This window comes from Sphingomonas sp. BL-S-29 (genome assembly GCF_055521495.1).
In genome coordinates this window covers 3,138,049-3,163,526 of sequence record NZ_CM145482.1, presented here as the reverse complement: position 1 = coordinate 3,163,526, position 25,478 = coordinate 3,138,049, and the positions used below count along the sequence as shown (strand labels likewise).

General features: G+C 66.4%; 23 protein-coding genes and 1 tRNA gene. 10 read left to right on the top strand and 14 right to left on the bottom strand.

Features of this window, described 5'->3' with window-relative positions; genetic code table 11:
- Positions 1-4: 4 nt before the first annotated feature.
- From ACZ1I2_RS15080 to phhA, 5 genes are all read right to left on the bottom strand, one after another.
- The gene (locus tag ACZ1I2_RS15080) at positions 5-298 is read right to left on the bottom strand and encodes a 4a-hydroxytetrahydrobiopterin dehydratase (protein WP_465176698.1); all 294 of its coding nucleotides are present in this window, start codon (positions 296-298) and stop codon (positions 5-7) included.
- Positions 276-590 (bottom strand): Rieske (2Fe-2S) protein, encoded by a 315-nt coding sequence (locus ACZ1I2_RS15075; RefSeq protein ID WP_465181472.1) that lies wholly within the window; start codon positions 588-590, stop codon positions 276-278. The genes ACZ1I2_RS15080 and ACZ1I2_RS15075 overlap by 23 nt, the downstream gene beginning before the upstream one ends.
- Positions 591-676: 86 nt before the next feature.
- Positions 677-1,993 carry a fumarylacetoacetase gene (fahA, locus tag ACZ1I2_RS15070; RefSeq protein ID WP_465176700.1) on the bottom strand — a complete coding sequence of 439 codons (1,317 nt, stop codon included), beginning with the start codon at positions 1,991-1,993 and terminating at the stop codon, positions 677-679.
- A gap of 7 nt (positions 1,994-2,000) precedes the next feature.
- Complete coding sequence (locus tag ACZ1I2_RS15065; protein WP_465176701.1) at positions 2,001-3,218, bottom strand: amino acid aminotransferase; 1,218 nt, start codon at positions 3,216-3,218, stop codon at positions 2,001-2,003.
- Entirely contained in the window at positions 3,215-4,081 is an 867-nt protein-coding gene (phhA, locus tag ACZ1I2_RS15060) for a phenylalanine 4-monooxygenase (RefSeq protein ID WP_465173334.1), read from the bottom strand. Before phhA ends, ACZ1I2_RS15065 begins: the two co-directional genes overlap by 4 nt.
- A 112-nt stretch (positions 4,082-4,193) precedes the next feature.
- On the opposite strand from phhA, the gene ACZ1I2_RS15055 reads away from it, so the two are divergent.
- Positions 4,194-4,646: an Lrp/AsnC family transcriptional regulator gene (locus ACZ1I2_RS15055; RefSeq protein WP_465173929.1), complete on the top strand. Its 453-nt coding sequence runs from the start codon at positions 4,194-4,196 to the stop codon at positions 4,644-4,646.
- A gap of 42 nt (positions 4,647-4,688) precedes the next feature.
- Here ACZ1I2_RS15055 and ACZ1I2_RS15050 read toward each other — a convergent pair.
- The 6 genes from ACZ1I2_RS15050 to ACZ1I2_RS15025 form a co-directional block, all read right to left on the bottom strand.
- Positions 4,689-4,764: transfer RNA gene (locus ACZ1I2_RS15050), tRNA-Lys, on the bottom strand.
- A gap of 103 nt (positions 4,765-4,867) precedes the next feature.
- A complete protein-coding gene (gene rodA / locus ACZ1I2_RS15045) occupies positions 4,868-5,980 on the bottom strand; it encodes a rod shape-determining protein RodA (protein WP_465173335.1) in 1,113 nt (370 codons plus the stop codon).
- A complete protein-coding gene (gene mrdA, locus ACZ1I2_RS15040) occupies positions 5,977-8,064 on the bottom strand; it encodes a penicillin-binding protein 2 (RefSeq protein WP_465173336.1) in 2,088 nt (695 codons plus the stop codon). The genes rodA and mrdA overlap by 4 nt, the downstream gene beginning before the upstream one ends.
- Positions 8,061-8,573: a rod shape-determining protein MreD gene (gene mreD, locus ACZ1I2_RS15035; RefSeq protein WP_465173337.1), complete on the bottom strand. Its 513-nt coding sequence runs from the start codon at positions 8,571-8,573 to the stop codon at positions 8,061-8,063. Before mreD ends, mrdA begins: the two co-directional genes overlap by 4 nt.
- The gene (mreC, locus tag ACZ1I2_RS15030) at positions 8,570-9,439 is read right to left on the bottom strand and encodes a rod shape-determining protein MreC (protein ID WP_465176702.1); all 870 of its coding nucleotides are present in this window, start codon (positions 9,437-9,439) and stop codon (positions 8,570-8,572) included. Before mreC ends, mreD begins: the two co-directional genes overlap by 4 nt.
- Positions 9,440-9,495: 56 nt before the next feature.
- The gene (locus tag ACZ1I2_RS15025; RefSeq protein ID WP_465173339.1) at positions 9,496-10,542 is read right to left on the bottom strand and encodes a rod shape-determining protein; all 1,047 of its coding nucleotides are present in this window, start codon (positions 10,540-10,542) and stop codon (positions 9,496-9,498) included.
- Between the two features lie 158 nt (positions 10,543-10,700).
- On the opposite strand from ACZ1I2_RS15025, the gene mutL reads away from it, so the two are divergent.
- From mutL to ACZ1I2_RS14995, 6 genes are all read left to right on the top strand, one after another.
- Entirely contained in the window at positions 10,701-12,515 is a 1,815-nt protein-coding gene (mutL, locus tag ACZ1I2_RS15020; RefSeq protein WP_465176703.1) for a DNA mismatch repair endonuclease MutL, read from the top strand.
- 608 nt (positions 12,516-13,123) lie between these two features.
- Positions 13,124-13,606 (top strand): SsrA-binding protein SmpB, encoded by a 483-nt coding sequence (smpB, locus tag ACZ1I2_RS15015; RefSeq protein ID WP_372854156.1) that lies wholly within the window; start codon positions 13,124-13,126, stop codon positions 13,604-13,606.
- Positions 13,607-13,652: 46 nt separating this feature from the next.
- Entirely contained in the window at positions 13,653-14,162 is a 510-nt protein-coding gene (locus ACZ1I2_RS15010; protein ID WP_465177134.1) for a DUF2062 domain-containing protein, read from the top strand.
- Positions 14,163-14,246: 84 nt separating this feature from the next.
- Entirely contained in the window at positions 14,247-16,298 is a 2,052-nt protein-coding gene (locus ACZ1I2_RS15005) for a M13 family metallopeptidase (protein WP_465176704.1), read from the top strand.
- A 41-nt stretch (positions 16,299-16,339) separates the two neighbouring features.
- Entirely contained in the window at positions 16,340-18,736 is a 2,397-nt protein-coding gene (locus ACZ1I2_RS15000; RefSeq protein WP_465176705.1) for a hybrid sensor histidine kinase/response regulator, read from the top strand.
- Between the two features lie 37 nt (positions 18,737-18,773).
- Positions 18,774-19,127 carry a response regulator gene (locus tag ACZ1I2_RS14995; RefSeq protein WP_465176706.1) on the top strand — a complete coding sequence of 118 codons (354 nt, stop codon included), beginning with the start codon at positions 18,774-18,776 and terminating at the stop codon, positions 19,125-19,127.
- A gap of 130 nt (positions 19,128-19,257) precedes the next feature.
- On the opposite strand, the gene ACZ1I2_RS14990 is transcribed toward ACZ1I2_RS14995, so the two are convergent.
- Both ACZ1I2_RS14990 and ACZ1I2_RS14985 read right to left on the bottom strand, forming a co-directional pair.
- Positions 19,258-19,773, bottom strand: a complete 516-nt coding sequence (locus ACZ1I2_RS14990; protein WP_465176707.1) for a phosphoribosyltransferase — start codon at positions 19,771-19,773, stop codon at positions 19,258-19,260.
- Positions 19,770-20,780: an adenosine deaminase gene (locus tag ACZ1I2_RS14985; RefSeq protein WP_465176708.1), complete on the bottom strand. Its 1,011-nt coding sequence runs from the start codon at positions 20,778-20,780 to the stop codon at positions 19,770-19,772. Before ACZ1I2_RS14985 ends, ACZ1I2_RS14990 begins: the two co-directional genes overlap by 4 nt.
- Positions 20,781-20,953: 173 nt before the next feature.
- Here ACZ1I2_RS14985 and recA point away from each other — a divergent pair, with 173 nt between their 5' ends.
- The 3 genes from recA (at position 20,954) to ACZ1I2_RS14970 (ending at position 23,743) form a co-directional block, all read left to right on the top strand.
- Positions 20,954-22,048, top strand: coding sequence for a recombinase RecA (recA, locus tag ACZ1I2_RS14980; RefSeq protein ID WP_465176709.1), 1,095 nt, complete (start codon positions 20,954-20,956; stop codon positions 22,046-22,048).
- A 215-nt stretch (positions 22,049-22,263) separates the two neighbouring features.
- Positions 22,264-23,097, top strand: a complete 834-nt coding sequence (locus ACZ1I2_RS14975) for a class I SAM-dependent methyltransferase (RefSeq protein ID WP_465176710.1) — start codon at positions 22,264-22,266, stop codon at positions 23,095-23,097.
- 13 nt (positions 23,098-23,110) lie between these two features.
- Entirely contained in the window at positions 23,111-23,743 is a 633-nt protein-coding gene (locus ACZ1I2_RS14970; RefSeq protein WP_465176711.1) for a glutathione S-transferase family protein, read from the top strand.
- A gap of 368 nt (positions 23,744-24,111) precedes the next feature.
- On the opposite strand, the gene ACZ1I2_RS14965 is transcribed toward ACZ1I2_RS14970, so the two are convergent.
- Entirely contained in the window at positions 24,112-25,404 is a 1,293-nt protein-coding gene (locus ACZ1I2_RS14965) for a dicarboxylate/amino acid:cation symporter (protein WP_465176712.1), read from the bottom strand.
- Positions 25,405-25,478 lie beyond the last annotated feature (74 nt).

The following is a 25,478-nucleotide window of genomic DNA, read 5'->3' as shown; positions in this document are numbered from 1 at the left end:
GCCGTCAGCCGGCCTGGAGCAGCCGGTCGATCATAGCCGCCATTGCGGTGTCGCGCACCGAGACGCCGCCGGCGTCATGCGTCGTCAGCCAGATCTCGAGCCGGTTATAGACGTTGAACCATTCGGGATGATGGTCGCTCTTCTCCGCGGCCAGCGCGATCCGGGTCATCAATCCGAAGGCGGCCGAGAAATCGGCGAGCACAACGCGCCGGTAGAGCGCGCCGCGCAGCTCGTCATAGCTCCATTCCGGCAAGCCGCGCAGCGCGGCGTCGCGCTCATGCTCGGTCAGTGCGTCCATCGCGCGGCTCCTCTCCCGGCGCACTGGCCGTTCTGATCAGATCGTCTTTGACGGCGACCGGCCATGCCGTCAGCCGAGCGCCCTTGCACGGGCCGGCGATGCACCGGCCATTGTCGATCGAGAACAGTGCGCCATGCCAGTCGCACTGGATCAGCGTGCCGTCGGGCGTCAGATAACGGTCGAGCGCATGGGCGAGGGGCATGCCGGCATGAGGACAGCGGTCGACATAGCCGCTGACCTCCCGTCCCCGCCGGACGACGAAGCCGTGGAACCGGCCCCCTTCCAGCTGCACGACGAAATTGCGCGCCGTCCCCGACGGAATCGCGTCAAGGGCGCATAATCCTATCCCCGCGGGGGTCGCGGAAAGGCGTGCGCCCGTCACGGGTGCGACGCGGCTGGGCCGATGATGCCCATGCAGGGACCGAACCCGATCGGGACGAAACCCTCCGCCGCCATCCGGCCGGTCAGGATGAGGGCGTCGCCGTCCTCCAGGAACCGGCGGGTCTCGCCGCCGGGCAAGGCGATCGCCTGCTGCCCGCCCCGGCTGAGTTCGATCAGGCTGCCATAGCCGTCTTCGGTCGGGGCCGAGATGGTGCCGGTGCCGAGCAGGTCGCCGGGGTTGAGATTGCAGCCATTGGAGGCATGATGCGTGACCATCTGCGCGACCGTCCAGTACATGCTGCTTGCCGGGCCGTGGCTCAGGCGGTGCGGGGCGAGCCCGGCATCGCGCATCCGGGCCGTTGCGATCCACGCCTCCAGCGTGATCGAATAAGCGCCGCGCGCCTGATCGGCCGCATCGTCGAGATAGGGCAGGGGGCGGGGATCTCCCGCAGGCCGCGCCGGCTGAGGGATCCGGAACGGCGCTAGCGCTTCCTCCGTCACGATCCAGGGCGAGATCGTCGTGGCGAAGCTCTTGGCCAGGAACGGGCCGAGCGGCTGATATTCCCAGGCTTGCAGGTCGCGAGCCGACCAGTCGTTCAGCAGCGACAATCCGGCAATGTGCGTGGGAGCGTCCGCGATCGGGATCATCTCGCCCGGCACATTCCCGGGCCCGATCCAGACGCCCATTTCGAGCTCGTAATCGAGCCGGGCGGTGGGGCCGAAGACCGGCGCTTCCACATCGGGGAGTTTGAGCTGGCCATTGGGCCGCCGCACCGCTGCGCCCGATACGCCGATCGACGACGCCCGGCCATGATAGCCGATCGGGACGTGCTTGTAGTTGGGCAGCAGCGGATTGTCCGGCCGGAACAGCCGCCCGATATTGGTCGCATGGTGAATGCCGACATAGAAGTCGGTATAGTCGCCGATCGTTGCCGGCAGGTGCATCGTGCAGGTTGCGGCCTCGTACAGCAGCGGTGCTATCGCAGCCTCGTGGTCCGGATCGGACAGCAGCATCGACACCCGCGCGCGGAGCGCCCGGCGCGGTCCGGCACCAAGGGCCAGCAACGGATTGAGCGCCGGACCGGCTGCCGCCTGGGCTGCACCAAGGGCATCGCCCTCCAGCAGGCCGCCGGCGGCGAGCCCGTTCAGGTCGAGGATCGAATCCCCGATCGCGATCCCCCCGCGCGGTGCTTCACCCGGCAGCGAGAAGGTGCCCAGCGGCAGGTTCTGGATCGGGAAGTCCGCATGGCCGGCAGCAGTGGCGACCCAGCTTGTCCGGCCGGGATCATGGGTATCGTCGAGCACGCTGAACACTCCAGGCTTACGCCGGCAGATAGGGGGCAAGGGCGGCGGCGAACCGGCCGATGCTGTCGAGGTGCAGCCCGGCCACATTGATCCGGCCGGAACCGGCCATGTAGATGCCGTGATCCGCGCGCAGCGCCGCAACCGCGGCCGGGTCGATCGGCAGGATGGCGAACAGGCCACGCTGCGCGGCGATCGCGGCAAGACGCGGCTCGGCCTCGGCCAGCGCGGTCCGCAAGCTGCCGACACGGACGCGCATCTCCTCCAGCTCGGTGCGCCACAGCCCGGTCAGCCCCGGATTTTCGAGGATGAGGCGCACCACGGCCGCGCCGTGATCCGGCGGCATCGACCAGAGGCTGCGGGCCAGTACGAGCAGGTTGCCGCGAACCGCGGGAACTGACGCGGCGCCTGCCGAAAGGGCCCACAGCGCGCCCACCCGTTCGCGATAGAGGCCGAAATTCTTGTCGCAGCTATAGGCGATCAACGCTTCCGGCACGGCCTCGAGCAGGATGCGCATGCCGGCGGCGTCTTCCTCAAGGCCATCGCCCAGCCCCTGATAGGCCAGGTCGACGAACGGGAGGATGCCGCGTGCCGAGAAATCCTCGGCCAGTGCGCGCCATTCGGCGATCGAGAAGCCGGTGCCGGTGGGGTTGTGGCAGCAACCGTGCAGCAGCACCACATCGCCGCGCACCGCAAGCTTGAGATCGGCCATCATCGCCGCGAAATCGAGCGTCGAGGTGGCACTGTCGTAATAGGTGTGCGCCGCGACCGTCAGGCCGGCCGCCTCGAAGATCGGGGCGTGGTTGGGCCAGGTCGGCGTACCGATCCAGACCCGGCCGGTCATGCCCGCGCGGTGGAGCAGATCGGCGCCGAGCCGCAGCGCACCGGTTCCGCCCGGAGTCTGAACGCCGGTCAGCCGGTCCGACGCCGCCATGGCGGGGCCGAAGACGATCGGGGCGAGCAACTCGGTGAAGCGGGCGTCACCTTCCGGGCCGATATAGGCCTTGGTCGGCTGATCACGCACCAGCGCGGCTTCAGCCGCCTTGACCGCGCGCAGGACCGGCGTGGCGCCGGCCGCGTCGCGGTACACACCCACGCCGAGATCGATCTTGTCGGGGCGTGGATCGGCGCGGTGCACGCCGATCAGGGCGAGCAGCGCATCGGCTGGCTGCGGCCGCAGCGGGTCGAACAGCGCGGCCTGTCCTTCGATCACCGCGAGGGCGGGCTGGGCGGTCATGCCGCCACCTGCTTGCCGCGCGCATAGGCCTGGGTTCCGCGGGTTATCACGCGATCGTCGGGCAGGATCGTTTCGATCTCGATGTCGGGCTGGCCGGCCAAGGCGGCATAAACCGGGCCGAAATCGGTATCGAGCGTCTGCCGCAGCAGATCCTCGAAGCTGTCGATGACGAAATAGGTCTGCTGATAGTCGTCGATCCGGTATTTCGTGCGCATCACGCGCGTCAGATCGAAGCCGAGCCGGTTCGGCGAGGGATCGTCGAGCGCGAACCGGGTCTCGCCATGAGAGGAGACGATCCCGGCACCGTAGATGTTGAGATCGTCGCCGTTGCGGATCAGGCCGAACTCGACCGTGTACCAATAGAGCCGCGACAGGTTGGCGATGACGCCGAGCCCGGCCGCGCGCTGGCCGCCCTGGCCGTAAGCCTGCATGTAGTCGGCAAAGACCGGATTGGCGAGCAGCGGCACATGGCCGAACACGTCATGGAAGATGTCGGGTTCCTGCAGATAGTCGCATTGCTCGGGCGTGCGGATGAAGTTTCCAGAGACGAAACGGCGGTTCGCCAGGTGATCGAAGAAGACGTCGTCGGGGATCAGGCCGGGCACCGCGACGACCTGCCAGCCGGTCGCCCGCATCAGCCGGTCGGACAATTCGGCGAAGTCGGGAATGCCGGGTTTCGACATGCGCAGTACATCAAGCCCGTCGATGAACTCGGGGGCGACGCGGCCGGGCAGGAGCCTGGCCTGGCGTTCGAACAGCCTGTCCCACATCGCATGCTCGGCCGGCGTATAGCGGTGCCAGTCCTGCGGGATGGTCCAGTCGGGAGCGGCGCCGTCGGGATGTCTTGCCTGAAGATTTTCCATGATGGATATCTTGCACGGGAAGCGCGGGCATGCTTTCCAAAATGGGGTGGTTTCAGCGGATTATTGATCGATCGCGATCAGCTTGGGGTTATTTCTGAAACAAAATGTCATGATGGATGCGATCGACAAACGGATCGTTTGCGAGCTGCAGGCCGACGCATCGCTCAGCAGCGCCGAACTTGCGGAGCGGGTCGGCAGCTCGACCGCGTCCTGCTGGCGCCGGATCAAGGCGCTCGAGGCGGCAGGGGTGCTGACCGCGACGGTGCGTCTGGTCGATGCCGAAAAGGTCGGGCGCGGCGTCAACGTGTTGTGCGACGTGCGGATGAAGAGCCATGCGCGCGACAGCATCGTCCGGTTCGAGGACTTTGTCCGCTCCCGGCCCGAGATCATGGAGTGTTTCTCGATGTCGGGAGAATGGGATTATCTGCTGCGCGTCGTCGTGGCCGATGTCGCCGACTATGAGCATTTCCTCATGCGCACGCTGCTCGATCATCCGTCAGTCGGCGGGGCATCGTCGCATTTCGCGCTGTCGCTGACGAAATATACGACGGTGGTGCCCGTTTAGCGCGAACGGATGAACCGAAGCGATCGAATTGCCGAACAAAAATGGTGGACGCACTTGGGCTCGAACCAAGGACCCGCTGATTAAGAGTCAGCTGCTCTACCAACTGAGCTATGCGTCCATACCGGGCAGCTAAAGTGGCGCGTTGGAAGGCGCCGCCGCATCGGGGAGGGCGCCCGTTAGCACCCGTCGCCGGAGTTGCAAACCCTTTTTTTGCCGGTTCGCTACCAGCGCACCGTCTGGCGGTTCTGGCGATCGATCGACATCAGGAATCCGATGCACAGCATGATGGTCATCTGCGACGATCCGCCGAAGCTGATCAGCGGCAGGGGAACCCCCACCACCGGCGCCAGGCCCATCACCATCGCCATGTTGATGGCGACATAGAAGAAGATCGTGGTGGCGATGCCCGCCGCGGAGAGCCGGCCGAAACGAGTCTGCGCGCGCAGGGCGACCGACACGCCCCATTGAATGATGATCATGAAGGCGACGATCAGCAGGACCCCGCCGATCAGGCCCCATTCCTCCATCATCGTCGCCAGCGCGAAATCGGTATGACCTTCAGGCAGATAGTCGAGATGGCTCTGGGTACCATTGAGGAAACCCTTGCCGAAGATGCCGCCGGATCCGATCGCGATCTTCGACTGGCTGATATGATAGCCGATACCCAGCGGATCGCTTTCCGGATCGAGGAAGACGAGGATGCGGTTGCGCTGATAGCCGTGCAGAACGAAGTTCACGGCGAGCGGGATCGCAGCGCCCAGCGCCAGCGCGCCGCCGATGAACAGGCGCAGGGGCACGCCGGCGAGGAACATCACCGTCGCGCCGCCGACGGTGATCATGAGGGCGGTGCCGAGATCTGGTTGCTTCATGACCAAAGCGGCCGGGATCAGGATCAATACCGCCGCCGGCCAGATCGCTGAAAAGCGCCGTGTCTCGTTGGGAGGCAGCGCGTGATAGAAACGCGCGGTCGCGAGCACGATGAACACTTTCATCAACTCGGACGGCTGCAGGCGGATGATGCCGAGGTCCAGCCAGCGCTGCCCGCCGCCGCGCACCGCGCCGATCAGCTCGACAAGGACAAGCATGACGATCAGGCTCACATAGGCCGGGATCGCCAGCGCCTGCCAGGCCGATTCGCGCACGCGCGACAATGCGACGGCGCCGGCGAGAAAGACGAAGAAACGGATGCCCTGGATCAGCGCCCAGGGACGCAGGTTGCCCCCGGCGGCCGAATACATCACCAGCAACCCGAACACGCCGATCGCCAGGACCAAAAGGATGATCTTCCACGGAAGCTGCGCGAGCGGCGCCGGAACGAAGCTCAGGCCGCTCACCGGTCGCTCTCCGTCGAGCCGGTCTGGGCGATGCCGTCACCGCGCATGGTCGCGTTGGCGATGGCATCGGCGCTCGCATCGGCGGCACTGGTCGCGGCCTCCACCGCGGGCGCATCCGTCGGCGCGGTAGCGTTCATTTCCGTTTGTGCAGCGACAATAGGAGTCGGCGCGTTGGCGGCGGCGCGATACTCCGCCGCCTGCGCTGCCATCCGGGTCTTGATATCACCGCCCCAGGTCGGTTCGACCTCCGTCAGAGCAGCCAGGGCGCGATCCCGGTCGAACAAATAGGTCATGATGTCCCGCCCGATCAGTGGCGTATCCAGGTTGCGGATGATGTGACCATTATGTTCAAGCACCACGGCAGCCGCGTAGCGCGGGTTGTCCGCAGGTGCGAAGCACACGAACAATGCATGGTCGCGCAGCTTGAAGGGCAGAGCGCCATTTTTCAGGACGCCCGAACTGCGCTCCGCCATCGTGATGCGACGAACCTGGGCCGTGCCGGTTTTTGCGGCCAGCGTAATGCCGGGGACCTGCATGCGGGATGCTCCGCCGGTTCCGCCCTCGTTGACCACGCCGTACATCGCGTTTCGCACGAGTGCGAGATTGTCGGGCGATACGGGCAGGGGCTGGGCCCCGTGATGAACATGGTTGGCGAGGATACTCGGCATCAACGCCCGGCCGGAGGCTATGCGCGAGGCCATCACCGCCAGCTGCAGCGGATTGGCGAGGACATAGCCCTGACCGATCGAGGCATTGAGCGAATCCGCGACCGTCCAGGCCTGCTTGTACCGGCGCAGCTTCCACGTCGGATCGGGCATGGTGCCATATCGCTGCGTGGAAAAGGGCAGGTCGAATTTCTGTCCGAGGCCAACGGTCCGCGCGATCGGTGCGATCTTGTCATACCCGAGCCGGCGCGCCATTTCGTAGAAATAGATGTCGCAGCTCTGCATGACGGCATGTTTCATGTCGAGCGCGCCATGGCCGCTGCGCTTGTGGCAATGGAAAATGCCGTTGCCCACCCGCAAGGCGCCGCCACAGCTCACGCGGTCGTCGGGGTGCACACCTGCCTCGAGCAGCGCCAGCGCGTTCATCGGCTTGACGGTGGAGCCGGGCGGATAGAGCCCCTGCAGCACCTTGTTCATCAGTGGAACATGATCGTCCTCGGACAGCATCTTCCATTCCAGGTGGCTGATCCCGTCGGAAAAATTGTTCGGGTCATAGGCCGGCATCGACACCATCGCGAGAATCTCGCCATTCTGGCAATCAATCACGACCGCCGAGCCGGAATTGGTGCCGAGGCGGCGCGCGGCATATTCCTGCAGGCCGGCATCGATCGTCAGGCGCGCCGTCGTGCCGGGTTCGTCCGGCTTGGTCGCCAGTTCGCGCACCAGCTTGCCGCGCGCCGTTACCTCGACTCGCTTGGCGCCCGGCTTGCCGCGCAGGCCCTGCTCCAGCGTCTTTTCCAGGCCGTCCTTGCCCAGCTTGAAGCCGGGCGTGACCATCAGCGGGTCCTTGACCTTCTGATATTGTTCCGCCGAGGCGGCGCCGACATAGCCGGTCAGGTGCGCGACCGCCGCCCCCGCAGGATAGCTGCGCGCAAAGCCTCGGGACGGCGCGACACCGGGCAATTCCGGCAGACGAACGCTGATCGCCGAGAATTTTTCCAGATCGAGATTCTCGGAAACCTGGACCGGCTGGAAGCCCGCCGCATGTTTCAGGTCGGTCCGGATGCGGTCCAGCTCTTCGGGGGGGAGATTGAGGATCTGGCTGAGCAGCCCGAGCGTCTTTTCCTTGTCCTCGAGCCGATCCGGGATGATGTCGACGCGGAAATCGGTGCGGTTGTTGGCGATCGGCACGCCATTGCGGTCGACGATCCAGCCGCGCCGGGGCGGGACCAGAGTCATGTTCACCCGGTTGCTCTCGGACAACAGGCTGTAATGCTCATTCTCGGCAACCGCGAGCCAGCTCATGCGGCCGGCGAGCAGCAGCCCCACAGCTGCCTGGCCGGCGCCCAGCACGAGCGCGCGGCGCGAGAAGCTGTAGGTCTGCGTCGCCTCGGTGATCACGCGCGTCGGCCGGTTCATTCCGCCCCGCGCTTGCGATCAAGCCAGGCGCAGAATCGCGCAACCAGAGGAAAGAGCATCGTCGAGATCACGATCTGGAGTAGTAGCACGGTATCGACATGCGCGCCGATAGGAGACGCGACGAGCCGGCCCACGATGAGGCAGAAACCGATCGAGCCGGTCGCGATCAGCCAGTCCTGCCAGAAGTCGCGGAACACCAGCCGCTGGTCGATCAGGTCGATCATGAAGAAGCACAGGGTCCAGAGCAGCATCGCGTTGCCGAGCGGCTGGCCGCTGACCAGATCGTCGAAAAAGCCGAGCGGCAGGGGCGCCCAGATGCGGAACACATCCGGGCGGCTCAGCCGCCAGCCAAGCAGCATCATCAGGCCGAGCGGCGGCAGAACCGGAAAGGTCGCGACGAACGGCCAGGTGGTCGCCAGCGAGCCGAGCAGCACTGACACCGGCGGCAGGAGCCGTGCGGCCGCGGGCGGAGGCGCGGCGTCGAACGGGCCGCGGCTGGGCTGCCTCATGGTGCCGGCGCGGCCGCTGGGACAGTGACCGGCAGGAATGCCTGCTGGACGAGCGCGAAATCGAGCGTGTCGGGATGCGCGAAGGTCCGGGCCAGCGCCGTATCCCGGGCACGCTTCAGCACGCGCGCGACCGGGATATTGGGCGAGTAGATCCCGCCGATGCCCGAGGTCACGAAGATGTCGCCCGGTTCGAAGCCGACATTGGCGACGGACGCCGAGCGGATGTCGAGCAATCCGTCGCCGCGACCGGCGGCGAGCGCGGGCAGGCCGTCGCGCGTCCGGCGTACCGGCACGATGCTTTCCGGATCGGACAGGAGCAGGACGCGCGCGGTGTTGGGCCCGGTCTCGAGAACGCGACCGATCAGGCCCTCCGGACCGCGCACCGGCTGACCGGCCTTCACGCCCTGCCAGGAACCGGCGTTGAGCACGGCGAAACGGCGTGTGCTCGAGGCCGAGGAACTAACCAGACGCGCCGCCACCACCGGATCGGCCGATCGCTCCCGCAGCTGAAGCAGCGCCTGCAGGCGGCGATTGTCGTAGGACAAAGTGCGCGCGCGCATCAGCAAGGCGCGGTTGTCGGCCAGTTCCTTGCGGAGCTGCTCATTCTGTTTGCGCACGCCGATATAGTCCGACACCGATGCCGGTATCGAGGCAATGCCGCGCCCGATCGCCGCGGTGCCCGACGAGACGGGAGTCGTCACCTCCGCCACGGTCGCGCGAAACGCCGCGAATCTGGCCGGATCGAAGGTCGCGAACGCCAGCAGCGCCGCGGCCACGAGGGCGCCCGCGGCGGTCAGGACATATCCCAGAAACAGGCTGTATTGCGCCCGCCGCGAGAAACCGGGCCGGTTACGAGACGGCGCCATATTGCCCCTCATCGAAGGTCCGGAGCGCCCATCGGCACCGGCGCTTCACCATCTGATCAGGCGCTGTGCAGCACACCGCGGAACATCGGGTCCTCGAGCGCGCGGCCGGTGCCAAGCGCAACGCAGGTCAACGGATCGTCCGCGATCGTCACGGGCAGGCCGGTTTCGTCGCGCAGCACCTCGTCGATGCCCTTGAGCAGCGCGCCGCCGCCGGTGAGCACGATGCCCTGGTCGACGATGTCCGCCGCCAGCTCCGGCGCGGTGTTCTCCAGCGCGATGCGCACGCCCTCGACGATCTGGCCGACCGGTTCCGAGAGCGCTTCCGCGATCTGGCCCTGGTTGATCTGGATTTCCTTGGGCACGCCATTGACCAGGTCGCGGCCCTTGACGTGGATGGTCAGGCCGATGCCGTCGGGCGGCGGCTTTGCCACGCCGACCTCCTGCTTGATGCGCTCCGCGGTCGAATCGCCGATCAGGAGGTTGTGGTTGCGGCGGACATAGGAGACGATCGCCTCGTCCATCTTGTCGCCGCCGACACGCACCGAGGTGGTGTAGGCGAGGCCGCGCAGCGAGAGCACCGCGACTTCCGTCGTGCCGCCGCCGATATCGACGACCATCGAGCCGATCGGCTCGGTGACGGGCATGTCGGCACCGATCGCGGCCGCCATCGGCTCCTCGATCAGCCACACCTGCGAGGCGCCGGCGTTCGACGCGGCGTCGCGGATCGCGCGGCGCTCGACCGAGGTCGAGCCCGATGGCACGCAGATCACGATCTGCGGCCAGCGCATGAAGCGCCGCTGCCCGCCATGCACCTTGTGGATGAAATGCTTGATCATCTGCTCGGCGACGTCGATGTCGGCGATGACACCGTCGCGCAGCGGGCGGATCGCCTGAATGCTGTCGGGGGTCTTGCCCATCATTAGCTTGGCGTCGTCGCCGACCGCCTTGACGCGCTTGACGCCGTTGATCGTCTCCACCGCGACGACCGACGGCTCGTTCAGCACGATGCCGCGTCCGCGCAGATATACCACCGTGTTCGCCGTTCCGAGGTCGATCGCCATATCGTGCGACATGAGTCTGAAGAAACGCGAGAAGAAGCCCATTGATCGTTCCGTTCCAGGCCGGCCGCTATACGGTCCGGCAGTTCGCACTGTCGCTTCCCAACACCTGTTATGGCCCGGCCAGAGCGGGAAATTCCACGCTCTGTTTGCCGAGTAGATGCGGGTCGCGGGATGGCGTCGCTTGGGCTAGAGCTACACCCATGTCAATACGCCGACTGCCTGAACATCTCGTCAATCGTATCGCCGCCGGTGAAGTGGTGGAACGCCCCGCCAGCGCGTTGAAGGAGCTGGTCGAAAACGCCATCGATGCGGGCGCGCGACGCATCGCGATTCGCCTCGTCAGCGGCGGCACCGACCTGATCGAGGTGACGGACGACGGATGCGGCATGAGCCCCGCCGACATGGCGCTCGCGCTGGAGCGGCACGCGACCTCCAAGCTGCCCGACGAAGCCATCGAGAACGTCGTGACGTTGGGATTTCGCGGCGAGGCGTTGCCCTCGATCGCGAGCGTCGCGCGCCTGACGGTGGAGAGCAGGGTGCGGGGTAGCGAAGGCTGGTCTCGCGTGGTGGACAATGGCGTGCTGGTATCGGAGGGGCCCGCCGCGATTCCCCCCGGCACGCGCGTGCGGGTCGAGGCGTTGTTCGAGCGGGTGCCGGCGCGGCGCAAGTTCCTGCGCTCGGCGCGCTCCGAATATGCCGCGAGCCTGGACGTGGTGCGCAGGCTCGCCATGGCGCGGCCGGATATCGCCTTCAGCCTGGAGCATGACGGGCGCCGCTCGCTGTCCGTCCCGGCGGGCGAGAGCCTGCCCGACCGGGTCGCCGCGCTGACCGACCGGGCGCTGATCGACAATGGGGTGCCGATCGATCTCGAGCGCGAGGGGCTGAAGCTGGGCGGGGTCGCCGGGCTGCCGACGTTCAACCGCGGCGTGGCGGACCATCAATATCTGTTCGTCAACGGCCGGCCGGTAAAGGACCGGCTGCTCGTCGGCGCGGTGCGCGGCGCCTATGCCGAGCTGCTCGCGCGCGACCGGCATGCGGTGGTCGCCCTGTTCCTCGAGGTGCCGGCCGACATGGTCGATGTGAACGTCCATCCGGCCAAGACCGAGGTGCGCTTCCGCGAGCCGGCGATGGTGCGGGGCATGATCGTCAGCGGCCTTAAACGCGCCCTCGACGAGGCGGGGCATCGCAGCGTGCAGCGGCCAAGCGAGACGGCGCTGGCGGCGTGGCAGCAGGAGCCGATCGGGTTTGCTCCAGCCGATTTGTGGACTGGCGCTGGTCTCGGTGAGACTTCCCCCACCCCCTACCCCTCCCCTGAAGGGGAGGGGCATGTATATGGTGGCCGCCCCAACGCCGTGTTCGAACGCCGCCCGGGCTTCATCGCCCCGCCGATGGCACGCGCCGAGCCAGCCTATGCGCCGCCACCCGAGACCATCTCCTTCCCGCTCGGCGTGGCGCGAGGGCAGGTGGCCAGGACCTATATCGTCGCCGAGGCGGAGGACGGGCTGGTGCTGGTCGACCAGCATGCGGCGCATGAGCGGCTGGTGCTCGAGCGGATGCGCAAGGCGATGGCCAATGGCGGTGTCGCGGCACAGGCGCTGCTGCTGCCCGAAGTGATCGAGCTGGACGAGCCGGCCTGCGACCGCCTCGAAGCGCGGGCCGCCGAGCTGACCGAATTCGGGCTTGATCTGGAGCGATTCGGCCCGCGCGCGATGCTGGTGCGCAGCGTTCCGGCGATGCTCGGGCAAAGCGACGTGACCGGCCTGGTCACCGATCTCGCCGACGAACTGGCCGCGTTCGACGAAGCGCTCAGCCTGAAGGAGCGGCTCGACCATGTCGCGGCGACCATGGCCTGCCACGGATCGGTGCGGGCAGGGCGCATCCTCTCGGTCACCGAGATGAACGCGCTGCTGCGCGAGATGGAGATCACGCCGCATTCGGGCCAGTGCAACCATGGCCGCCCGACCTGGGTGAAGCTGGCGCATGGCGATATCGAGAAGCTGTTCGGGCGGAAGTGAGGGCGCACGGACAGGCAGATGGATGATCCGCCGCGCGGCACCGTCGAGACGCCGTCCGGGCGGCCGTGACTCGTCGCTGTTATCGGCCCGGAACAGCGAAGAACAGGGAAGCGATTTTTTTCTGGCCTGGATTCAGGCGATTCGTTGGAGATATTAGCCAGTACTATCAATAGGATAGTTGGATTTTCCCTGATAGTTGATAACAGGGAAAGGTGTCGCGCGGAACAGGGAAGGAGCGGGAGCATAACAGCGAAAGGGTCCACCTAATATGGGGCTGCCTGGTCGTGGCGGTTTGCGGCGTGAGGACGGTCATGAGCGTATGCTAAGTCGACGAGAGGAGAGGTTGAATCGAGGATAAAAAGCTTCGTATGGCGCTCGCCGGAGGGATGGTCTCCGAAGCCTGAGGTGAACCTGACCACCCCGTTCGCTCGCAATGGCTCGACCTGGATCCGTCGATTGAGGTCGAACGATCCGCCCCGGTGAGAGCGGGCCAGGGACTCATGGTCATCAGCTCTGTTGCCCGCACTGCAACAAAGTGACGGAAATACGACTCGGTCCGTGCCAACCGGCTTTCGTTCTCTGGATCAAACGCCTACATCGCCCGTCCCATGTCCCGCCCCAAGCCCCCTGTCTTCGAGAAAACCAAGATCGTCGCCGAGAACCGGCGGGCGCGGTTCGATTATGCCATCGACACCGTGTACGAGGCAGGCATCGCGCTGACCGGGACCGAAGTGAAGTCGCTGCGCAGCGGCACCGGGTCGATCGCCGAAAGCTATGCCGAGGTGAAGGACGGGCAGGTCTGGCTGATCAATTCCAACGTGCCGGAATTCAGCCATGGCAACCGCTTCAACCATGAACCGAAGCGTGCGCGCAAATTGCTGCTGCACGAGCGCGAGATCAACAAGATGCACGGCGCGGTGGCGCGCGAGGGCATGACCCTGGTGCCGCTGATGATCTATTTCAATTCAAAGGGTCGCGCGAAGGTGGAACTGGCCCTGGCCAAGGGCAAGAAGGATCACGACAAGCGCGCGACGATCAAGGAGCGCGACTGGAAGCGCGAGCAGGGAAGGATCATGCGTGATCGTGGCTGACAAGCCCGGCCTTTCGCAGCGCGTCGCCGACTGGTGGCAGCGCACCATGCCGACGCGCGAGAGCATGGAGCAGAACCGGCTGTTGCGGCCGGTGGCGCACCGCGTGCTTGCGCCCGCGCTCTGGCGCTTCACGCGTCGCTCCGTGCCGCGCGGCGTGGCGCTCGGCATGGTCACCGGCATCCTGTTCCCGGTCGCGCAGATCGCCTTCTCGGCGGTGCTGGCGCTGCCGATCCGTGCCAATATCCCGGTCGCGGCGGCGATGACCTTCATCACCAACCCGTTCACCACGCCGCCGCTCTGGGTCGCCGCCTATTGGATCGGCAAATGGGTGCTGCATCTCGATGCCAAGGTGCCGGGGGCACCGATCGCGACTCAGGTCGCGGCCAATTCGAGCTGGCTGCACTGGCTACTGTCCACGGCGGGACCAGCGACGGTGGTCGGGCTGTTCATCATCACGTTGACCTTCTCGGTTGTCGGCTATGCCGTGGCAGCCCTTGGCTGGCGCTGGAGGGTCGCCCGGAAATGGCGCGCCCGCGCGCACGCTCGGCCGAAATAACGCGCCGTTCGCTACCGCGAAATTGACTGGCCGTGTTATCGGGTTAGAACACGCGCGCATCCCTATTCCCGTCCAGGATGCTCCATGCCCAGACCCGCCTTCACGATCTTGCTGCTCTCCGCCACGATGCTGGCGGGGCTGTCCGCGGCGAGCCCCGCGCCGCGCACGCCGGCCCCGGCCGACGCCGCGGCGGCGCCCGCGGCCAGGCCGGCCTTTGGCGATTTCGGCGTGGACGAGGCCGGCATGGACAGAACCATCCCGCCGGGTGACGATTTTTACGGCTATGTGAACGGCATCTGGGAAAAGAACACGCCGATCCCGGCGGACAAGGCCAATTACGGCGCGTTCGACGGGCTGCAGGACATGTCGCGCGAGCGCACGCATGACATCCTCGAGGCGGAGAAAGCGAGGGGCTCGAAGATCGGCGCCGCTTATGCCGCCTATCTCGACACCGCGGCGATCGAGGCGAAGGGGCTTGCGCCGATCAGGCCCTGGCTCGACCGGATCAAGGCGCTGAACGCCAGATCGGGCTATGCGAGGCTTGCCGCCGAGGCCGATGTCAACGGCGTGCCCGTGCCGTTCGTCGCGGGCGTGGGCCAGGACGCCAAGGACCCCGACCATTATGCGCTGCAGATGCGGCAGGGCGGGCTGGCGCTGGACCGCGACTATTATCTCGCGACCGACGGCAAGCTCGCCGAGGCCAAGACAGCCTATCAGGCCCATATCGCCAGGATGTTCACGCTTGCCGGCGAACCCGATGCCGAGGCGCGGTCGAGGGCGATCGTCGAGTTCGAGACGGCGATCGCCAAGGTCAGCTGGAGCAACATCGACAATCGCGATGCCAACAAGACCTATAACAAGATGTCGGTTGCGAACCTGAAGAAGATCGCGCCCGGCTTCGACTTCGCGGCCTATTTCAAGGGCGTCGGCACGCCGGTCGACACGGTGATCGTGGCGCAGCCCACCGCCGTTGCCGGAATCGCGAAGCTGATCGGCGAGGCGCCGATCGGCGTGCTGCGCGACCAGCTGCTGCTGCGTTCGCTCGATGGTTATTCGGCGGTGCTGCCCAAGGCGTTCGACGACGAGCGTTTCGCGATGTTCGGCACGGTGATTTCGGGCACGCCGGAACAACCGGACCGCTGGAAGCGCGCGGTCGACCATGTCAGCGCGATCCTGACCGACGATGTCAGCAAGCTCTATGTCGCGAAATATTTTCCGCCCGAGACCAAGGCGGCGGCGGATGCGCTGGTGAAGAACATCATCGCGGCGATGAACGCGCGGATCGACAAGCTCGACTGGATGACGCCCGAGACCAAGGTGAAGGCGCATGCCAAGCTGGCCGCGTTCACGCCGAGGATCGGCTATCCGAGCCAGTGGCGGGATTATGCGGCGCTGAAGATCGTGCCCGGCGACGCCTTCGGCAATGCCCGGCGCGCCAACCAATGGGCGCATGCCTATAATGTCAGGAAGCTCGGCAAGCCGATCTATCGCTGGGAATGGGGCATGACCCCGATGACGGTGAACGCCCAGGCCAACCCGACGCTGGTCGCGATCACTTTTCCGGCGGCGATCCTGCAGCCGCCTTTCTTCGACCCCAAGGCCGATCCGGCGGTCAATTATGGCGGCATCGGCGCGGTGATCGGCCATGAGATGAGCCATCATTTCGACGACCAGGGCGCGAGCTTCGACCTGCACGGCCGACTGACCGAATGGTGGACGCCGCAGGATGTCGAGAATTTCAACAAGCGCACCGATGCGCTCGTCGCGGAATATGACGCCTATGAGCCGCTGCCGGGCATGAAGGTGAAGGGCAGGCTGACGCTGGGCGAGAACACCGCCGATCTCGCCGGGCTGAGCGCCGCCTATGACGCCTATCATGCCTCGCTGAACGGCAAGCCGGCGCCGGTGATCAACGGCTATACCGGCGACCAGCGATTCTATCTCGGCTGGGCGCAGGTGTGGCGGCGCAGCTACCGCGAGGCGGACATGCGCAACCGGCTGCTGACCGACCCCCATGCTCCTTCACGGCAGCGCGCCTGGATCGTGCGCAATCTCGATCCCTGGTATGACGCGTTCCAGCCTGGGCCCGACCAGAAACTCTATCTGGCGCCGGAACAGCGCGTTCGTATCTGGTAAGCGGCTTGACGCGTCCCTGAGGGCGGCCAAAGAGAAACGGGATGGCCAGATTTCCTGTCTCTTCCACCGCGACGCGCGCGCCCGTGCTGGTCGCCGCGCTGCTGGCGGGTGCCTGCGGACTGGTCGCGGCGCTGCTGATTCTTGCCGTGGTCGGGAGCCTTGTGGCGGCCGCCGCCTTCCTTGCGACCTGCCTGGTGATCGTCGGCGCCCTGCTGCTGTTCAGCCGCCTTTTTCCATCCGCCGGGGGCGACACCGCCGAGCCCGACTGGAGCGTCGCGCGCGTGCTGGCGGCAAGCAGCCCCGATGCGGTCGCGATCACCGATCGCGCCGGGCGGCTGGTGTGCGCGAACGACCGATATGAAGACCTGTTCGCCGGCTTTCCGACGCCGCCGGCCGTTCCCGTGCACGAAACGGGAGTCAGCGACCTTGGCGCCGCCGGCCGCGCGGCCTGGCGCGACGGCAGCGCCTCGATCGACCGGCTGCTCGGGCGCGGCACGCCGCTCCGGGCGGAGATCGAGCGGGCAGGGGTGGACGACGATCTGCTCGTCTGGCGGTTCCGCGGGGTCGAGGCGCTCGACCTCGCGGCCACCGTCGAGAGCCTGATCGGCGGCCCGACCGGCGACCGGCTCGCGGCGGCCGGGGTCATGGCCGCGCTGATCGGCCCGGACGGCCGGATCCGCGCCGCCAATCGCGTGCTGCGCGCCCGCGCCATGGGCCATGAGGAAAATGTGGTGACCGGCCGCGACTTTGCGCGCTTCCTCATCACCGACAGCCATGGGCTGGTCCGGTTCGAGCGCGAGGGACTGACCGGCAGCGCCCTGCGAGTGCTGCAGGTGCCGTTCCTCGACGGCGACGACGCGCCGATGCTGGTGGTGATGCTCGACGAGGAAAGCGGGGCGAGCGCACCGGCGATCGGCGCCAGCGCCAGCGCGCATGTGCGCAGCCTCGTCTCGCTGATGCCGTTCGGCATGGCGCTGGTCGACCGCGACGGCCGGTTCCTGCAGATGAACGACGCCTTTGCCCGCGCCGCCGCGGTCGACCCCGCCGCGCCGCCACTCTACCCCGGCGACCTGCTGGTGCGCGAGGACAAGGGCGTCGTCGCCGATGCGATCCGGCGGTTCGCGCACGGCGCGACTCATTCGACCGACCTCGCGGTCCGGCTGAAGGACCATCCCGAAGAGCCCGTCGCCCTGTCGATCGCGGGCGCGCGCGGGCTGGGCGATGCCGCGGTGCTGCTCAGCCTCAAGGACAATAGCGAGGAGACCCGGCTGAAGCGCGAGGTGGCGCAGGCGACGAAGATGCAGGCGGTCGGCCAGCTCGCCGGCGGCGTGGCGCATGATTTCAACAATATCCTGACCGCGATCCTGGGGCACTGCGACCTGATGCTGATGCGCCATTCGCCGGGCGACAGCGATTATGACGACATCCAGCAGATCCGCGCCAATTCGAACCGCGCGGCGAGCCTGACCCGCCAGCTGCTCGCCTTTTCGCGCCAGCAGACCCTGGTGCCGCAGGTGCTGCAGTTGCCCGACGTGATCTCCGAAGTGTCGCAGCTGCTCAAGCGCCTGCTGGGCGAGACGGTGATCCTGACGGTGAAGCATGGCCGCAACCTGGGCCCGGTGCGGGCCGATCCGGGGCAGCTCGAGCAGGTCGTGGTCAATCTCGCGGTCAATGCGCGCGACGCGATGCTGGCCAAGGACCCGCGCGGCGGCGGGACGCTGACCATCCAGACCAAGGCAGTCAGCGCGACCGACGTGCGGCGGATGGGGTCGGACATCCTGCCGATCGCCGACTATATCGCGCTCGAGGTGGCCGATACCGGCGGCGGCATTCCCGTCGAATATCTCCCCAAGATCTTCGAGCCCTTCTTCACCACCAAGGAGGTGGGCAAGGGCACCGGGCTTGGCCTGTCGACCGTCTACGGCATCGTCAAGCAGTCGGGCGGCTATATCTTCGCCGACAACAAGGACCAGGGGGCGATCTTCACCATCTACCTCCCCGTCCATACCGCGTCTCAGCTGGCCAGGCCGACCGTGCCCATGAAAAACCGGGACAAGCCTAGCGACCTGTGGGGCACCGGCACCGTCCTGCTGGTCGAGGACGAGGACATGGTGCGCGCGGTCGCCGAGCGGGCGCTGGCGCGGCAGGGCTATACCGTGCTGACCGCGGAGAATGGCGAAGTCGCGCTCGACCTGCTGGAGCGGCACGACCGGCCCGACCTGCTCATCTCCGACGTGGTGATGCCGGTGATGGACGGGCCGACCATGGTCCGCCAGGTCCGCGCGCGCTATCCCGACCTGCCGATCCTGTTCATGTCGGGCTATGCCGAAGAGCAGCTGCGCAGGTCGATCGATCTCGACAATGTCTCGTTCCTGGCCAAACCCTTCTCGGTTCAACAGCTTGCCGAGGCCACGCGGGACGCGCTGGCAGCGAAATGACTTGGCGGGGACGGGTGCTGGCGATTAAGGAGCGGCGATGAGCGGTCCGCAGAATATTCTTGTCGTCGAGGACGAACCACTGATCGCGATGATGCTCGAGGATTTCCTCGACGTGCTCGGCAAGACCATGGCCGGCAGTGCCGACACGGTGGCCGACGCGCTGGCGGTGATCGAGGCGGGCGGCGTGGACGCGGCGATCCTCGACGTGAACCTGCGCGCCGGGGAGAAGAGCTGGCCGATCGCCGATGCGCTGACGGCGCGGGGTATTCCCTATGTCTTCGCGACCGGCGGATCGGCCGACAGCCTGGCCGACGCCTATCGCGACCGGCCGACCCTGCCCAAGCCCTTCACCATGGACGCGGTGTCCAGGGCGCTCGACGCTCTGGGTTAAACCTCACCCAAGCGCGATTTCTCTCCCCGTTCGTGTCGAGCGACGTCGAGACACATTGGCTGGCGATGGGGCCGGTTTCTCGACGTCGCTCGAAAGGAACGGGGTGGTGATACCGCCCAGGGATACGACTTCAGGCAATCCGTTCCGGCACTGCCGCGGCATCCTCGACCAGCGACTGGGCGGGGGCCACTGCCTCCCAGGGAAACACGAACCAGTCCTTGTTCACCGTCCGGTCGATCGTCCGCGCGCGATAGTCGACCTTTTGCGCCGAGCTGACATTGTCGATCAGCGTGGCGAAGCGGATGCTGCCGGGCGCGGCGCCGGCCGCGCCCAGCACGTCGCGCAGATGGCCGATCGTGCGGCCCGAATCATTGATGTCGTCGAGGAACAGCAGCCGCTCGCCGGTCTGGGTGCGGCGCGCCAGTTTCGCCAGCGGTTCGTCGGCGAAATCCTTCACCTGGCTCGAATAATCGACCGAGAGCATCGGCATGCCGGTCGCGTGGCTGAGATACACCGCCGGGGCGAGACCGCCGCGGCCGATGCCGATGATGAAATCGGGCTTCCAGTCGTCATCGGCCAGCAGCGCGGCGAGCGCGTGGACTGCGGCGACGAACTCGTCGTGCGGGATGTCAGTGAAGACGGTCATCGGCTGGCCTCCAGATAGGCGTCGAGGCTGGCGAGATGCGCCGCCACCGCATCGTCGGGCAGGAAGGAGCCGAGGAAGGAGTTGCGCGCGAGCATCGCGAGATCCTCCCGGTCGAGCCCGCGCGCTGCCGCCGCCGCGCGGTAATTGTCGGCGATGTAGCCACCGAAATAGGCCGGATCGTCCGAATTGATCGTGGCGCGCAAGCCCGCCTTGAGCATCCGGTCGATCGGGTGGTTGGCCATGTCGTCGACCACGCACAGCTTCAGGTTGGATAGCGGGCAGACCGTCAGGGTCATGCCGGTGCGCGCGAGGCGCGCGGTCAGCACCGGATCCTCCAGGCTGCGATTGCCATGGTCGAGCCGGTCGACATCGAGCAGGTCGAGCGCCTGATAGACATAATCGGGCGGGCCTTCCTCGCCGGCATGGGCGACGAGCCGCAGCCCCCTGGCACGCGCGGCGGCGAAGACACGGGCGAATTTCTCGGGCGGATGGCCGAGCTCGGACGAATCGAGCCCGACCGCGTCGATCCGGTCGAGCCAGGGCTCGGCCGCTTCCAGCGTGGCGAACGCCGCGTCCTCGTCGAGGTGGCGCAGAAAGGAGAGGATCAGCTTCGTGGTCATGCCATGCCGGGCTTTCGCGGCGTCCATGCCCGCCAGCAGGCCCTCGATCACCGTGCCGAAGGCGATGCCACGATCGGTATGAGTCTGGGGATCGAACATGATCTCTGCATGGACGACACCGTCCGCCGCGGCGCGGTCGAAATAGGCCGTGGCGAGGTCGCGGAAATCCTCCTGCGTCTGCAACACGGCCGCGCCGGCATAATAGATGTCGAGGAAATCCTGCAGCCGGGAGAAGCTGTAGGCGGCGCGGACCTCCTCGACGCTGGCATAGGGGATGGCGATGCCGTTGCGCGTCGCGAGGGCGAACATCAGCTCGGGCTCGAGGCTGCCCTCGATATGGAGGTGAAGTTCCGCCTTGGGCAGGCCGGCGATGAAATCCTGGGTCATGACGCTTCATCGCGCGGCGCGGGCAGGGGGGCAAGCCCGTCAGCGTCGGGTAGGCTGATCAGCATCTCGAGGAAAAACATCGTTCCACTCTTGTTCTTGTAGAACAAACTGTGTACGAAGCTTCCAACACGCATTGAATGCGTGACACGATCAGTCTAGCGACGGAGGCTCCAATGGCGGCATCTTTGAAGGTCATCGACAACAAAATGGCAGTCTCCAACGACAAGGCGAGCTCCGAGCGCGCCAAGGCACTCGACGCGGCGCTCGCTCAGATCGACCGCGCATTCGGCAAGGGCTCGGCCATGCGGCTGGGCTCCAAGGAAACCATGCAGGTCGAGGCGATCTCGACCGGTTCGCTCGGGCTCGACATCGCGCTCGGCGTGGGCGGCCTGCCGCGCGGCCGCGTGATCGAGATCTACGGGCCGGAAAGCTCGGGCAAGACCACGCTCGCGCTCCACGTCATCGCCGAGGCGCAGCGGAACGGCGGCACGGCGGCGTTCGTCGATGCCGAGCATGCGCTCGACCCGGTCTATGCCAAGAAGCTGGGGGTCAATATCGACGAGCTGATCGTGTCGCAGCCCGACACCGGCGAACAGGCGCTCGAGATCGTCGACACGCTGGTGCGGTCCAACGCGATCGACGTGCTGGTGGTCGATTCGGTCGCGGCTCTGGTGCCGCGCGCGGAAATCGAGGGCGAGATGGGCGACAGCCATGTCGGCCTTCAGGCCCGGCTGATGTCGCAGTCGCTGCGCAAGCTGACCGGCTCGATCAGCCGCTCGCGCTGCATGGTGATCTTCATCAACCAGCTGCGCATGAAGATCGGCGTGATGTACGGCAACCCGGAGACCACGACGGGCGGCAATGCGCTGAAATTCTACGCCTCGGTCCGCCTCGACATCCGTCGCACCGGCCAGATCAAGGACCGCGAGGAGATCATCGGCAACACCACCCGGGTGAAGGTCGTCAAGAACAAGGTCGCGCCGCCGTTCAAGCAGGTCGAATTCGACATCATGTACGGCCAGGGCATCTCCAAGATCGGCGAAATCCTCGATCTCGGCGTGAAGGCGGGGCTGGTCGAGAAGTCGGGCGCCTGGTTCTCCTACGACAGCGTCCGCATCGGCCAGGGCCGGGAGAATTCGAAGACCTTCCTCAAGGAAAACCCCGAAATGTCCGATCGCCTGGAAAAGGCGATCCGGGCCCGGACCGACAAGGTCGCCGAAGAGATGATGGCCGGCCCCGAGCCCGAGGACGATGACGGCGATCTCTGAGACCTGACTTCACGCGGCGTTTCCCCGTCGCAAAACCCGGAAAGGCCCGCCCGCGTCGGCGGGCCTTTCATATTGTGGGGCACAGGGGTTTGGCCGGGGATTTCGGGTTGGGATTGCGGGCTGCGATTTCCCTTCGCCATGCTGGTTCGCCCGGCGGATGCGGGATAGAGCGGCCCCGACCGGGCCTTGATCGCGCGGCGTGGAGACGGAAAAGCATGACGAGCGCGAACGACTGGTCGGGTACCGTCGGCGATGTCTGGGCGGAGGAATGGCAGCGGACCGACCGCTGCCTCGCCGGGCTGGCGGTGCATCTCAATGCCGCGATCCTCGACATGGCGCCGCCGGGCAGCAAGACGATCGTCGATATCGGCTGCGGCGCCGGCGCCACCAGCCTGGCCGCAGCCGGGGCACTGCCGGCGCGGCAGGTGGTCGGGATCGACATCTCGCCCTCGCTGATCGCGATCGCCACGGAACGGGCGCGGAGCCTGGACAATCTCTCCTTCCGGTGCGGCCCGGCGGAGGATCATCTCGCCGGTCTCGCACCCGTTGATCTCATCGTCTCGCGCCACGGCGTGATGTTCTTCCCCGATCCCGTTACGGCCTTTGCGACCTTGCGCGAGGCGACGGAGCCCGGCGCCGGCCTGATCTTTTCCTGTTTCCGGGAAACGGCGCTCAACCCCTGGGCGACCGAGCTCGTCACCGCCGCCATCGGCGACATGCCGCCGGCGCCTGAGGGTTACGTGCCCGGCCCCTTCGCCTTTGCCGATCCGGATTTCGTGCGTGCCATGCTGGACGCGGCGGGATGGTCGCGGATCGAGGCCAGACCGGTCGATTTCGCCTATCGCGCCGGACAGGGGATCGATCCGCTCGCCGATGCGCTGAGCCTGTTGCAGCGGATCGGGCCGGCTGCGTCGCTGCTCCGCCAGGCGCCGGCCGGGGAGCGGGCGGCGATGCTGGGCCGGGTCGAGGCCGTCATCGCGCGTCACCGTTCCGGCGATGTCGTGGATTTCCCGGCCGCGGCGTGGTTATGGTCGGCACACAACAGATAGGAGAGGATCGCCCATGACGATCATCGTGCACCACCTCGAAAATTCCCGCTCGCAGCGTATCCTGTGGATGCTCGAGGAACTGGGCATGCCCTATGAAGTCAGGCGGTACGAGCGGAACAAGCAGACCATGCTTGCGCCGCCCGAGCTGAAGAAAGTGCACCCGCTCGGCAAGTCGCCGGTGATCGAAGACAGCGACGACGGCCGGGTCATCGCCGAGACCGGCGCGATCATCGATTATCTGGTCGAGAAGGCCGATGGCCAGCTCGGCCCGCAGCCGCATCGCGATTCAGTGCTCCGCTACCGCCAGTTCCTGCATTATGCGGAAGGATCGATGATGCCGCCCCTGCTGGTGAAGCTCGTCGTCAATCGCATCCCGTTCCTCGGCAAGAAGGTCGCGAAGCGCATCCAGCCGATGATCGACGTGCATCTCGACTATGTCGAATCCGAACTGGCCCAGCGTCCATGGTTCGCCGGCGAGGAGATCAGCGGCGCCGACATCATGATGAGCTTCCCGCTAGAAGCCGCGCGCAACCGCGCGGGGCTCGACACCTCGCGCCCGCATACCATCGCCTGGCTCGACCGAATCCATGCGCGGCCGGCCTATCAGGCGGCGCTCGCGAAGGGCGGGCCTTACGCTTACGCCTGAGGCGAACTCGCTGGGATCGACCAATGCCGTTCGTCTCGAGTAGGGTTCGAGCTTGTCGAGAACCCGTACCGAGACTCATGTCCCTCGATACGCCATCTCGACAAGCTCGATAGCTACTCGGGACGAACGGTGATTGGGGAGCAGGCTTTAGAGCGGCGAGCGTAAAATCTGATCCGTTCGTCCTGAGTAGGGATCGAGGTGCCGAAGGCGTATCGAGAGCCCGTATCGAAGGACAGGTTGTCGCGCGGAACCTGTCCTTCGATACGCCCTCTCGATACGCCGCTGCGCGGCTACTCGATGGCTACTCAGGACGAACGGGCGGTGGTGGCTCTGATTTAATGCAAGCTACTCTAGGCGCTTGCGATGCCCTACAGCACGCCCTTTGACGGCGCATGCGGCGGTTCCACATCCGGCGGCTCGATTGGATCGAGGGTGCCCTCCCATTTCGCCACGACGCTCGCCGCGATCGCATTGCCGACGACGTTGGTGGCGGAGCGGCCCATGTCGAGGAAATGGTCGACCGCGAGGATCAGCAACAGGCCTGCTTCGGGGATCTTGAACAGCGACAGCGTCGCCGCGATCACCACCAGGCTCGCGCGCGGCACGCCGGCAATGCCCTTGGACGTGACCATCAGCACCAGCAGCATGGTGATCTGCTCGCCGAGCGAGAGATGGATGCCGTACGCCTGGGCGATGAACAGCGACGCGAAGGTCATGTACATCATCGAGCCGTCGAGGTTGAACGAATAGCCGAGCGGCAGGACGAAGCTGCCGATCTTGGGCGGCACGCCGAACCGGTCGAGCGCCTCCAGGGTGCGCGGATAGGCCGCCTCGGACGACGCCGTCGAGAAAGCGAGGATCAGCGGATCGCGGATATAGCGGACGAGGAGCGCGGTGCGCTTGCCGATGAACAGGAAACCGATCCCGATCAGCAGCAGCCAGAGCAGCACCAGCCCGATATAGAAAGTGAGAATGAAATAGCCGAGATCGGCGAGTACGCCCGGCCCGCGCTCGGCGAGCGTGCTGGCGACGGCCGCGAACACTGCGAAAGGGGCGAAGCGCATCACGTAATTGGTGATCTGCAGCATCACCGCGACCAGGCCTTCGAGCGCGCGGACGAGCGGCGCGGCCTTGTCGCCGACCGCGGTGATCGCGACGCCGACGAACACCGAGAAGACCACGATCTGGATGATCTCATTGGTCGACATCGCCTCGATCATCGACGACGGCACGACGTGCGTGACGAAGTCCTTCAGGTTGAAGGCGGTCTTCACGATGCCCGCATCCGCATTGGCGGGCGGGATCGGCAGGCCGAGGCCGACGCCCGGCTGGAGCAGGTTCACGAGGATCATGCCGAGCGTCAGCGACAACAGGCTGGCGCAGATGAACCAGGCGAGCGAGCGCAGCCCGACCCGGCCGAGCGCGCCGGTATCGCCCATATGCGCGATGCCGACGACGAGCGTGGAGAAGACGAGCGGCGCGATGATCATCTTGATCAGGCGCAGGAACAGCGTCGTGATGATCGAGAAATAGCCGGCGATCTTCTCGAGCGCCGCAGCGGAGGCGGGCGTGCCGTCGTCGATCGCGACATGCAGGCCCCAGCCGACGACCAGGCCAAGCACCAGGCCGATGATGATGTAGAGCGTAAGGCGCTTGGCCATGAAGATGTCCCCGGGAGATTTGCGCGGCAGGGAAGGGGATTGCGGCGGCGCGGTCAAGCGCCTTATGTCCGCGC

Bases quoted from the DNA above. Each gene is read 5' to 3' on its own strand.
- ACZ1I2_RS15065 (WP_465176701.1), bottom strand. From the start codon at position 3,218: ATGACCGCCCAGCCCGCCCTCGCGGTGATCGAAGGACAGGCCGCGCTG.
- ACZ1I2_RS14970 (WP_465176711.1), top strand. From the start codon at position 23,111: ATGACGATCATCGTGCACCACCTCGAAAATTCCCGCTCGCAGCGTATC.
- mreD (WP_465173337.1), bottom strand. From the start codon at position 8,573: ATGAGGCAGCCCAGCCGCGGCCCGTTCGACGCCGCGCCTCCGCCCGCG.
- ACZ1I2_RS15025 (WP_465173339.1), bottom strand. From the start codon at position 10,542: ATGGGCTTCTTCTCGCGTTTCTTCAGACTCATGTCGCACGATATGGCG.
- ACZ1I2_RS15055 (WP_465173929.1), top strand. From the start codon at position 4,194: ATGGATGCGATCGACAAACGGATCGTTTGCGAGCTGCAGGCCGACGCA.
- mrdA (WP_465173336.1), bottom strand. From the start codon at position 8,064: ATGAACCGGCCGACGCGCGTGATCACCGAGGCGACGCAGACCTACAGC.
- recA (WP_465176709.1), top strand. From the start codon at position 20,954: ATGGCGGCATCTTTGAAGGTCATCGACAACAAAATGGCAGTCTCCAAC.
- phhA (WP_465173334.1), bottom strand. From the start codon at position 4,081: ATGGAAAATCTTCAGGCAAGACATCCCGACGGCGCCGCTCCCGACTGG.
- ACZ1I2_RS14965 (WP_465176712.1), bottom strand. From the start codon at position 25,404: ATGGCCAAGCGCCTTACGCTCTACATCATCATCGGCCTGGTGCTTGGC.
- ACZ1I2_RS14985 (WP_465176708.1), bottom strand. From the start codon at position 20,780: ATGACCCAGGATTTCATCGCCGGCCTGCCCAAGGCGGAACTTCACCTC.
- ACZ1I2_RS14975 (WP_465176710.1), top strand. From the start codon at position 22,264: ATGACGAGCGCGAACGACTGGTCGGGTACCGTCGGCGATGTCTGGGCG.
- ACZ1I2_RS15000 (WP_465176705.1), top strand. From the start codon at position 16,340: ATGGCCAGATTTCCTGTCTCTTCCACCGCGACGCGCGCGCCCGTGCTG.
- mreC (WP_465176702.1), bottom strand. From the start codon at position 9,439: ATGGCGCCGTCTCGTAACCGGCCCGGTTTCTCGCGGCGGGCGCAATAC.
- ACZ1I2_RS14995 (WP_465176706.1), top strand. From the start codon at position 18,774: ATGAGCGGTCCGCAGAATATTCTTGTCGTCGAGGACGAACCACTGATC.
- ACZ1I2_RS14990 (WP_465176707.1), bottom strand. From the start codon at position 19,773: ATGACCGTCTTCACTGACATCCCGCACGACGAGTTCGTCGCCGCAGTC.
- mutL (WP_465176703.1), top strand. From the start codon at position 10,701: ATGTCAATACGCCGACTGCCTGAACATCTCGTCAATCGTATCGCCGCC.
- ACZ1I2_RS15010 (WP_465177134.1), top strand. From the start codon at position 13,653: ATGCCGACGCGCGAGAGCATGGAGCAGAACCGGCTGTTGCGGCCGGTG.
- smpB (WP_372854156.1), top strand. From the start codon at position 13,124: ATGTCCCGCCCCAAGCCCCCTGTCTTCGAGAAAACCAAGATCGTCGCC.
- ACZ1I2_RS15080 (WP_465176698.1), bottom strand. From the start codon at position 298: ATGGACGCACTGACCGAGCATGAGCGCGACGCCGCGCTGCGCGGCTTG.
- ACZ1I2_RS15005 (WP_465176704.1), top strand. From the start codon at position 14,247: ATGCCCAGACCCGCCTTCACGATCTTGCTGCTCTCCGCCACGATGCTG.